At 71.3% G+C, this 693-nt stretch carries 1 protein-coding gene; it reads left to right on the forward strand.

Features of this window, described 5'->3' with window-relative positions; genetic code table 11:
• Positions 1-693: iron chelate uptake ABC transporter family permease subunit (locus tag G3N93_RS40845; RefSeq protein WP_206135617.1), on the forward strand; the 693-nt coding region annotated here is incomplete at both ends.

Raw genomic sequence — 693 nt, forward strand, 5'->3', positions numbered from 1 at the left:
TTGTTCGTCGTCGTAGGCGTGCTGGTCGTGTTCGTCGGCGTGTCGGCCGGCCCCGAGTGGCTGTCGATCGCGCGCTGGTCCGATGCGCTGTCCGGTCACGATGCGCTCGCGCGGATGCTGATCGACCTGCGCATGCCGCGCCTGTTGTGCGCGCTGCTTGCCGGCGCGTTGCTGGCGGTGAGCGGCGTCGCGATGCAAAGCGTCGTGCGCAATCCGCTCGCGGGCCCCGAAGTGCTTGGCGTCACGCAGGGCGCGGGGCTCGTCACGCTGTTCGCGCTGTCGACGTGGCCGTTGATGGGCCACGTGACGCTCGCGGTCGCGGCGCTGATCGGCGGCGGCCTGTCGCTCGCGATCACGCTCGCGCTGAATCACCGGCATCGCTACGCGCCGCTCGCGGTGGCGCTGACGGGTATCGTGATCGGCGCGCTGTGGACCACGCTCGCACAGTGGCTGATCACGCAGGAAAGCGTGCAGCCCGCGCGCTTCGTCGTGTGGCTCGTCGGCGGGACGTATGGCCGGAGCTGGGGCGAAGTGTCGATGCTGCTGCCGTGGTGCGTGCTCGCGGTGCCCGTGTTTGCGTGGCTCGCGAAGCCGCTCGACATGCTCGCGCTCGGCGACGATCAGGCGGCCGCGCTCGGCCTGCCGGTGGCCGCGCTGCGGCCGCTCGCGCTGACGATCGCGACGCTTGCTGCA

The sequence above is a fragment of the Burkholderia sp. Se-20378 genome (genome assembly GCF_017104665.1).
Taxonomy (GTDB): domain Bacteria; phylum Pseudomonadota; class Gammaproteobacteria; order Burkholderiales; family Burkholderiaceae; genus Burkholderia; species Burkholderia lata.